The organism is Arthrobacter sp. 18067 (assembly GCF_902706295.1).
In the GTDB taxonomy this organism is placed as follows: domain Bacteria; phylum Actinomycetota; class Actinomycetes; order Actinomycetales; family Micrococcaceae; genus Arthrobacter.
Genome location: NZ_CACSJJ010000042.1, coordinates 1 through 9,332 on the forward strand (window position 1 = coordinate 1; position 9,332 = coordinate 9,332).

General features: G+C 63.2%; 8 protein-coding genes and 1 rRNA gene. 3 read left to right on the top strand and 6 right to left on the bottom strand.

Annotation, left to right across the window (positions count from 1 at the left end):
* Window positions 1–171 precede the first annotated feature (171 nt).
* The gene (locus GVL04_RS23670) at window positions 172–1,401 is read left to right on the top strand and encodes an amidohydrolase family protein (RefSeq protein WP_159709092.1); all 1,230 of its coding nucleotides are present in this window, start codon (window positions 172–174) and stop codon (window positions 1,399–1,401) included.
* A gap of 52 nt (window positions 1,402–1,453) precedes the next feature.
* On the opposite strand, the gene GVL04_RS23675 is transcribed toward GVL04_RS23670, so the two are convergent.
* The 3 genes from GVL04_RS23675 to GVL04_RS23685 all read right to left on the bottom strand — a co-directional run bounded on the left by GVL04_RS23675 (window position 1,454) and on the right by GVL04_RS23685 (window position 4,909).
* The gene (locus tag GVL04_RS23675; RefSeq protein WP_159709094.1) at window positions 1,454–1,942 is read right to left on the bottom strand and encodes a pyridoxamine 5'-phosphate oxidase family protein; all 489 of its coding nucleotides are present in this window, start codon (window positions 1,940–1,942) and stop codon (window positions 1,454–1,456) included.
* Window positions 1,943–2,045: 103 nt separating this feature from the next.
* Window positions 2,046–3,305: an MFS transporter gene (locus GVL04_RS23680; RefSeq protein ID WP_159709096.1), complete on the bottom strand. Its 1,260-nt coding sequence runs from the start codon at window positions 3,303–3,305 to the stop codon at window positions 2,046–2,048.
* Between the two features lie 158 nt (window positions 3,306–3,463).
* A complete protein-coding gene (locus tag GVL04_RS23685; RefSeq protein WP_159709102.1) occupies window positions 3,464–4,909 on the bottom strand; it encodes an FAD-binding oxidoreductase in 1,446 nt (481 codons plus the stop codon).
* Between the two features lie 359 nt (window positions 4,910–5,268).
* Here GVL04_RS23685 and GVL04_RS23690 point away from each other — a divergent pair, with 359 nt between their 5' ends.
* Window positions 5,269–7,044, top strand: coding sequence for a glycoside hydrolase family 13 protein (locus tag GVL04_RS23690; protein ID WP_235036427.1), 1,776 nt, complete (start codon window positions 5,269–5,271; stop codon window positions 7,042–7,044).
* Between the two features lie 19 nt (window positions 7,045–7,063).
* Window positions 7,064–8,086 carry a LacI family DNA-binding transcriptional regulator gene (locus GVL04_RS23695; RefSeq protein ID WP_159709098.1) on the top strand — a complete coding sequence of 341 codons (1,023 nt, stop codon included), beginning with the start codon at window positions 7,064–7,066 and terminating at the stop codon, window positions 8,084–8,086.
* Here GVL04_RS23695 and GVL04_RS23700 read toward each other — a convergent pair.
* The 3 genes from GVL04_RS23700 to rrf form a co-directional block, all read right to left on the bottom strand.
* Window positions 8,083–8,616 carry an N-acetyltransferase gene (locus tag GVL04_RS23700; protein WP_327785626.1) on the bottom strand — a complete coding sequence of 178 codons (534 nt, stop codon included), beginning with the start codon at window positions 8,614–8,616 and terminating at the stop codon, window positions 8,083–8,085. The two genes, GVL04_RS23695 and GVL04_RS23700, sit on opposite strands and share 4 nt — an antisense overlap.
* The gene (locus GVL04_RS23705; protein ID WP_200846946.1) at window positions 8,609–9,103 is read right to left on the bottom strand and encodes an SRPBCC domain-containing protein; all 495 of its coding nucleotides are present in this window, start codon (window positions 9,101–9,103) and stop codon (window positions 8,609–8,611) included. Before GVL04_RS23705 ends, GVL04_RS23700 begins: the two co-directional genes overlap by 8 nt.
* Window positions 9,104–9,206: 103 nt before the next feature.
* Window positions 9,207–9,323: ribosomal RNA gene (gene rrf, locus GVL04_RS23710) — 5S ribosomal RNA — on the bottom strand.
* Window positions 9,324–9,332 lie beyond the last annotated feature (9 nt).

A 9,332-nucleotide genomic window follows, 5' to 3' on the forward strand; every position in this document is an offset into this window, starting at 1 on the left:
TGAATTTGCTGATTAATTTTTTTTTTTTGATTAAACCGTAGAACAAAGAAATTCTGACGGGGATATGCGATGGCAGCGTCAGATATGTATAAGAGACAGGGTATGGCGGCATCGGTCCTGGCTGGCGTGCAATAGACGCAGGCAATAGATTCACTACCAAAGGAGCAAACATTGAACACCCTGATCCGCGCCGTCCGCCCGTGGGGGCAAGCGCTCAGCGACGTCTCCCTTGTGGCGGGCGAAACAGGCGGCACGATCACCGGCGTCGAGCCTCATGATCCAGTCCGCATCGTTCCCGATGGCGTCACTGTCGTGGAGGGTCGCGGGCGCCTGCTGTTGCCGTCCTTCTCTGACGTCCACGTACACCTTGATTCCACCCGTATCGGATTGCCCTTCCGTGAGCACACCGGCGGTCCGGGCGTGTGGACCATGATGATGAACGACCGCCGGAACTGGCGCGACGCAGAGGTCCCGCTGCAGGATCGCGTGAACGACACCCTTGGCAGGATGATCGCGCGGGGCACCACCCGCGTCCGCTCCTACGCTCAGGTGGATGTGGACTGCCGCCTGGAGCGTTTCGACGCCGTTGCTGCCGCCAAGGAGAAGTTCGCCGGCCAGGCTTCGGTGGATATTATCGCGTTCCCCCAGGCTGGATTGTTGTTGGAGGAAGGCACGGTGGAACTCATGGAAGAGGCGCTGAAAGCCGGCGCCAATGTCATGGGTGGCATCGATCCCTGCACCCTGGACAGGGACCCGGCGAAACACTTGGACATCGTGTTCGGCCTGGCCGAGAAGTACCAGGTCCCTATCGATATCCACCTCCACGAACCCGGTGAACTGGGAGTTTTCAGCACCGACCTCGTGCTGGAACGCACCCGTGCGCTTGGCATGCAGGGCAAAGTAACCATGTCCCACGCCTACCAATTGGGCAGCGTCAACGAGGCCACGACGCGCAGGCTTATTGATGCCTTCGCGGAGCTGGACGTATCCCTGGCATCGGTTGCTCCCTCCGCTGCGGGCCAGTTGCCCATCCCGCTGCTCACGGAGGCCGGAGTCCGGCTTGGCCTGGGCGAGGACGGCCAGCGCGACTACTGGTCTCCGTATGGCAACACCGACATGCTGGACCGGACGTGGCAACTCGCCTTCACCCATGGTTTCCGCAAGGACGAGTTGATCGAGCACTCCCTGGCCATCGCCACCATCGGTGGCGCGAGCATCCTTGACCCCAACGCGACCCGGCTGAAGGACACGGCCCACCGTCCCGGCGTCGAGGTTGGCGATCCTGCTGAATTGCTCCTGGTGGACGGTGAAACGGTGGCCTCCACAGTGATGGACCGTGGCAAGGACCGCACCGTGATCCACGCCGGCCGGGTTGTGGCTGACCAATTGGAACTCGTCTAGCCGGTGCAAAAAACCCGCCCTCGTTTCGAGGGCGGGTTTTCCGTTTTAAGGGTTACTCGCCACGTGCCGTGGGTGCATCATCCAGCGGCGTCCACCACGTCACCGCCGGGGTGACTGCGAAGCGGCGGCCCGTCACGCTGCTTGGAGCGATCCGAATGAACTGGTCCTTCTGCCCCGCCTCCCATGGGAAGAGCAGGAGTCCGATGGTATCCAGCACGTCCTGGGTCAGCTTAACGGCGGATGCCTGTCCTTTGACCACCACGCTCCACGCCACGCCTGTTTCAGCGTTGACGCCATCGGCCTCGATAGCCACCGGAGCATCGCCGAGCGCCGCATGGAGTTTGGTGCCTTCGCCTGTTCGGAACACCATGGTTCCGTGGTCCACTTTGTAGTTCACGGGGAAGATGTCGGGGTGGTCATCCACCACAACGGCAAGCCTGCCCACCGAGACACCCCTGAGGAGCTCCCAACACTCGTTGGTTTCAAGGATTTCCGTAGCGGGCGTGCTTGGCTGATTCGTTCCTGATGGTGAGTTGGTCATATCGCCGAGGATACGCCGACGGCTTGCCACTCAACAGGCCCGCCAGCGGCCGAGACGGCCAGACCCGCCTTTGTTCGTCTTTCCCGGGATTTCAGCGGCGGCATTACCGCACTGGCGAGGGCCTCGCCACGTCCTGCTGGGAGATTTCGGCTGATTCCACACTCACCAGAGGTCCGCGGATTGCGTAGAAGCCTGCACCGGCCAACACCACGGCTTCGGCGGCAAGCGCCCAGAACGTCACTTCCCAGCCGCCGGTCATCGTATGCAGCAACCCTGCGAGCAGCGGACCGAGGGACGCCAGCGCGAATCCGAATCCTTGGCTCATGGCCGAGAGTCGTCCCGCGGATTGGGGCCCTGCGGATCGGATCACTACCAATGCCATGGCCAGTCCGAACCCTGCACTCTGGACAACTCCAAGAATGCCGACGGCGAGGAACTGCAGCTCAGCCGGTGCCGCCAGGACGCCCAACAGCGCGAGCGCAACTGTCAGCCCAAGCCCTGGTGCCATGATCCGCAGAACGGCGGGACGGCCAGCCAGCACGGGGGCCAGCAAGCTGGCAGGGAGCCCGGCCAGGCTGAACCACGCCAGCAGGGCAGCGGCGTCGGCTGGCGACAAGCCCCGGGATACCAGGTAGACAGCCAGCCAGGACGTGATGGCAAAGTAGAGCATTGCCTGGAGGCCGAAGAAGGCCGTGACCGCCCATGCGGTCCGCTGCTTCCTGAGCGGCGTAGCTGGCCCGGCACCTGCGGTTGCTGTGCCCGGCGAGGCGGGTGTCGCCGTCGAGCGTCCTCCGGACCGCTGGATCAGGAACGCGCCCATCAGGGCAGGGACCGCCCATACGGCCAGCGCTGACTGCAGATTGCCGCCAAATGCCTGTTCCAGTGGCTGGACCAGTCCGGCACCGAGCGCAGCTCCGAGCCCGAAGCCCATGGTGCACAGGCCCGTCCACCAGCCGGTGCCGCGGTTTGCCTTAACGATCTGGGGAACCAGCACGCTGGCTGTCATGATCGCGCTGCCTGCCAGGAACGTTCCGGGTAACAGGAGTGCGGGAACGGTCGCCCGGACAACCAGCGCCGCTGCAAGCACCAACAGGGCCACGGCAACGGCACGCCCGGTCCCGAGCCGGCGAGCCAACCAGGGCCCAATCGGCCCTGAAATACCGAAAGCCAACACAGGCAACGTCCCCAACAACGGAAGGAGCGCGGGATCCAGGCCGAACACACCCGGCACTTGGTTCATCACCCCGGCAACGGTAGTAATGGCCGGCCGAAGGTTGACCGACACCATGACGAGCGCCAACAGAACCAGGCCCGTCATCAGCCTCGGACTCAGTCCCGCTCCAGCCTGGCGATTCTCGCGCACGTCATTCTCCTCATAGCAACTTTGGTATACCAAGAAAGACTATGAGGAGAATGAGGGAAAGTAAATGCGGAGAAATAAGCAGTCTTGATGTGACAATCGAAAGGGGTGGGCTACTTTGGAATACCAAGACGGGTCAGTGGTTGGCCCACGACTCAACCTTAGATAGCCTTCCCCGGATTCAGGATTCCCTGCGGATCGAACAAGTCCTTGATCCGCCTTTGCAGCTCCCGCACAGGCTCGGGCTGCTCCAGGCCCAGCCAACGCAGCTTGTACTGCCCTACGCCGTGCTCGCCCGTGATCGTTCCGCCCATCTCCAGTCCGACGCGAATGGATTCGTCCAGGGCGGCGTTGAGGCGCTGCAGCGCGTCAGCATCGGTTGCGGGATCTACGCGGTCCATCCAGAAGGTGGGGTGCAGATTGCCGTCGCCGGCGTGGGCCACTACCTTGAGCCGGACCTGGAAGCGGGCGGCCATGGCTTCGAGGGCAGCTACGAAGTCGACCAGCCGTGAGCGCGGGACGGCGATGTCCTCGCCCACCCTGAATTCGTCGTCCACTTCGACGCCGCGGCTGTTGCGGCGGAGTTCCACCAGCATCTCGGCTTCAGCGCTGGCCTCCGTGGTCACCGTGGCGCCGCCGTCGGCCAGTACTTGCCGGACCACGTCTGCTTCCGCGGCCGCACCGAAGCCGTCAGTTTGGATGAGGAGCAAGGACTTGCCGCGCTTTTGGAGGTCGCCGCCGTGGAGTTCGTCCAGCTGCACCAGCGTGCCGTTGTCCAGGAGCTCCATGATGGCGGGCTGCACCCGCGCCCTGCCTACGGCCAGAACGCCGGCGGCTGCGCTGCGGAAGTCCTGGTAGAACGCTGCGATGGTGTGGACTTCGCGCGGCAGGTATTTCAGGCGAACCGTCACTCCCACCACAATGCCAAGCGTTCCTTCCGAGCCCACCAGCAGGGCAGTCAGGTCATAGCCCGCCACGCCTTTGAACGTTTGGTGGCCTGTGTGCATCAATGAACCGTCGGCCATGACGACGTCGAGCGCCAACACAGAATCGCGTGTCACGCCGTACTTGGCACACCGCAGCCCCCCTGCGTTGGTGGCCACGTTGCCGCCGATGGTGGACATTTTGTAACTTGCCGGGTCCGGCGCATACATCAGGCCGTGTTCGGCCGCGGCAGTGTTCAGCTCGGCGTTAATGACGCCGGGTTCGACGACGGCCGTTTCGTCGTCGGGGTTGAGGTCCAGGATCCGGTTCATCCGTTCGAGTCCCAGGACGATGCAGCCTTCGGTGGCATGGGCACCGCCGGAGACGCCGGTTCCGGCACCCCGGGCGACGATCGGCACGCCATGTGCGGCGCAAGTGCGGACGATGTGCTGCACGTCCTCCACGGATTCAGCCCAGACGACAGCGAGCGGTAAGTGCCGCTCAAGCATTGGCCCTTGGTCGATGGAGTAGACGGTGAGGGTTTCTTCATCCCCGGCTACTTGATCGGCCCGGAGACCGGCCGCCAACTCCTGTAGGAACGCTCCTTGCGCGGCTGTCTGCCCGGGCACTTCCGGCTGACCAACAGTGCGGTCCTTGATGCGTTCCTCTGATGTACCGGCCATGGCCGTTTCGTCCGACAAGGTAATACCTCCACATGAGCGCCGCGGACACGCCAAATCGGCAGTCTTCGCAGCGTTTTCAGTGCTCACAGTCTAGCCAGAGCGGCATACTGCAGGGGTGGTGTCGGCTCACAGGCAAACGCGCCCGACGCCCGATGGCTTGTTTTTATCGCACACCCCGGCTAAATCCTACTGACCCACAAGGCCAGTTGGCTGTAGCGGCGCTGGCCTGCAACCGTTTCCAAGCCATACGCGCCGAAAGGATGCCACCCACATACTGCGCACTCTTCAGTCCATAAAAGACAGGCCACTTTCAGTTGGAAGCGTTTCCAATTCCCTGCAATGTCTTTTACGATGTGACCATGTCCGTCGATTCACTGCTCCCGGTTGCAGCCCAAGAGCCCTCTGCAGCTTTCTCCTCCCTGACACCTGTCCACGACGCCGTGAAGGCGCATGGTTGGTGGCGCTCTGCCGTGATCTACCAGATCTACCCCCGGTCCTTCCGCGACCTCAACGGTGACGGTGTAGGCGACCTCGCGGGCATTACTGCCGAACTGCCACAACTTGCGGAGTTGGGTGTCGACGCCGTGTGGTTGTCCCCGTTCTACCGCTCACCCCAGCGCGACGCAGGATACGACGTCAGCGACTACTGCGATGTCGATCCTCTGTTCGGCACCCTGGCCGACTTCGATGCCCTCATCGCGGAAGCCAACCGGCTCAACCTGCGCGTCATCGCGGACCTCGTCCCCAACCACTCTTCAGACCAGCACATAGCCTTCCAAGCCGCACTCACTGCGGGTGCCAACAGCCCGGAACGGGACATGTTCATCTTCCGGGACGGACAAGGACCCGACGGCAACGAACCTCCCAACAACTGGCAATCCCACTTCGGCGGTTCTGCATGGACCCGCATCAGTGAGCCGAACGGACTGCCCGGACAATGGTTCCTGCACCTGTTCGACTCATCGCAGCCTGACTTCAACTGGGACAATCCTGCGGTCCATGCCGAGTTCGAACGCGTCCTCCGCTTCTGGCTTGACCGCGGCATTTCCGGCTTCCGCGTAGACGTGGCACACGCCCTCGTCAAAGCCGCCGGCCTCCCCAACTGGGGCGGCCGCGCTGATGGCAACAGCTCGGATGGATTCCCCGGCCAGGATGCTCCCATGTTTGGCCAGCCCGCCCTGCACGACATCTACCGCCGCTGGCGTTCCATCCTGGAAGAGTACGGACCGGACCGCATCCTCTGCGCCGAAGCCAACGTTGACCCGCTCCCCCGGCTGGCACAGTGGGTACGCCCTGACGAGATGCATCAGGCCTTCAACTTCCCGTACCTGCATGCCGGGCTGGACGTAAACCGACTGCGCCACATCATCACCGATTCCTTGCTCTCGCTGGACGCAGTGGGCGCCCCCAGCACGTGGGTACTGTCCAACCACGATGTAGTCCGGCATGTCACACGCTTCGGGTACGACGGCCCCGGGCCCCGCGACGGCGACGGCATCGGCCCCGACGACGCCCAGCCCAACGAGGACCTCGGACGACGCAGGGCTGCCGCGGCCACCATGTTCATGCTCGGCCTGCCCGGCGGCGCCTACCTTTACCAGGGCGAAGAACTGGGCCTCCCGGACTCCACGAACATTCCCGGCACCATGCGCCAGGATCCTACCTTCGCCCGTACCGGCGGCGCCCGGATCGGGCGTGACGGCTGCCGGGTGCCGCTCCCGTGGAGGTCCGCCGAACCGCACTGCGGCTTCGGTGACGGCCTGGATCCTTGGCTGCCACAACCCGAGTCATGGCCCGCCCTGGCGAGGGATAAGCAGGAGGTTGATCCGGCGTCGCACCTCAACCTCTACAGGGAGATGCTCGCCCAGCGCGCCGCGCACCGTCTCGGCCAAGGTTCCCTCGCCTGGGTGGAGGACTACTGCACTGGGTCTTCGCTGGCCTACCTCAACGGCACCACGTTGGTGATCATGAACGTAGGGACTGACGCCATGCCGCTCCCGGCTGGCCAGACGATTCTGCGCAGTTCCGCGGCGGGAACCGGCGCTGAACAACCAGGCGCTGATCAACCAGGCACTGATCAACTAGGCGCTGATCAACTAGGCTCTGGGGAGACAATCTGGCTGACAGCCAGCTAACTTCCCACCGAGGAGCAGCATGACCGGCATCAAGGACGTAGCCGAGCGCGCAGGGCTGTCCGTTGCCACCGTTTCACGGGCGCTGAGCGGTAAGGGCAACGTATCCCCGGGCAGCCGGGAACGGGCCCGCGCCGCAGCCGCTGAGCTGGGTTTTGTGTTGTCCTATCACGCCTCAAGCCTGGCCTCCGGTCGTACGCATAACGTTGGCTTGGTAGTCCCCTCGGTCCACCGGTGGTTCTTTTCAGCGGTGATCGAGGGTGCCTCCGCCGCGCTGCTGGAAGCCGGCTACGACCTCACCCTGTACAACATCGGTGAAAACCCTGCGCATCGGCACAGTGTCTTCAACGACTTCCTGCTGCGAAAACGCGTGGACGCAGTCATTGCGGTGTCCCTGGAGCTCAGCGAAGCCGAAATTCAGCAACTCCATGCAATGAACAGGCCGATTGTTGGTATTGGTGGCCCGCTGCCGGGAGCCTCGACCATCAGGATCGACGACACCGGAATCGCCCGGAAGGCCACCAACCACCTCCTTGGCCTGGGACATAGCAAAATCGCGCACATCACCGGTCATGAGGCCTACGACCAAGACTTCCATCTTCCCGGAACCCGCCGCGGCGGTTTCGAAAAAGCAATGAACGACGCCGGCTGTCCAGTCAGGCCCGAATGGATCGTTTCTGCGGACTTCACCGTTGAAGGCGCCTACAGGGCAGCCCGGCAACTGCTGGCAAGCGCACCCGAGCGTCCCACCGCGGTGTTCGCAGCGTCCGACGAAATGGCCATCGGCACCATCCTCGCGGCCCGGGACTTTGGGCTCCGCATCCCTGATGACCTCTCAGTGATAGGGATCGACGGGCATGACCTGGGCAACGTCCTGGGCTTGACCACTATCGACCAGGATGCCAAAGGCCAGGGAGCCTTGGCCGTGCGCACCCTCCTTGGCGCGATCAGCAATGGCCTGGTCTTGGAACCAGCCGATGCGGAACACCCCACAAACCTTGTGGTTCGGACCAGCACAGCGGTTCCCAAGGAGAGCCCCTCCTAGCCCCGGCGTCCAGTCAGGCGGCGCTCCATCACAAGCTCCATCTTGGACGTGTCCTGCGGATAGGGTCTGCTGGCACCCGTTGTTTCGAAGCCGTGCCGCCTGTAGAAGGCCAACGCGCGGGTATTGTCCTCATGAACCCCGAGCTCCAGAATTTCGGCCGCCAGATCCTCCGCTGCGGCTTTGCACGATTCATCGAGGAGTTCGTCGGCCAAACCCAGTCCACGGTGCTCCGGCGCGACATAAACACTGATGAGCATCGCCTGCAGCGGCTTCTGTGGCTCCTGCGGGTGTTTCACCACTACACGCATCAGTCCACACAATTTGCTGCCGTCCACACCGGCATCCGCCACCAAAGTGATACTGGCATCCCCGGACATGGCCGCCGCACGCTCCTGCCACTGCGCATCAGTCTGCCGGCGGGCAGCATCCAGGCTCTCAATGTAGGCCATGGGTGTATCTGAGAGCATCTCGAGGCGGACTGCCCTCAGCAACCGCCAATCACTGGCATGGAGTCTGCGGATCCTAGGCAACGGCTCCGCCCATGAACCTCACATAGCGTTCAAGGACGCCTGGCCAGCCTTCGGCGTAGGATGTGCGCGAGGCCGCCGGATCTTCGGCCCCTTCCCAACCGTCATGGACCAGCCGGACTTCGGTGCCATCATCCACAGCCCGGAAGGCAACCCGGATCTCAGTGGACCATAGGGGCGTGCTGGCCGGATACCAGCTGGCGTGGAAGGACAGAGGAGGCTGCCAATCGTCGATAGTCCCCCACACAGACGTACGGCCATCCTCTGCGGTCTCGAGGATGAGGTTTTCCTCGAACTCAACGTGCGATCCTGCGCCGAAGACACTCTCCTTCTCCAGGGGCCACCACAGGTGGGGATGATCCGTGAATCCCTGAAATGCATGCGAGACGTTCGTGGGAACCACGACGGTGATGATGAGAGGCTCCAAAGCGTCACCGTCCTGCTGGGACGGCTCGGGTTCCGATGCGGGGTGGCTGAAGAGGTTTTCCATGACCACCAACTCTACCGGTGGCAAAAGGCGCACAGGTGGGTTAAAGAAGACACTTAAGTGCGAAGAGCCCCGACCGTCGTGGTCGGGGCTCTTCTTAATGTGTGTCCGGCGGTGTCCTACTCTCCCACACCCTCCCGGGTGCAGTACCATCGGCGCTGTGGGTCTTAGCTTCCGGGTTCGGAATGGGACCGGGCGTTTCCCCCACGCTATGACCGCCGTAACCTTGTTA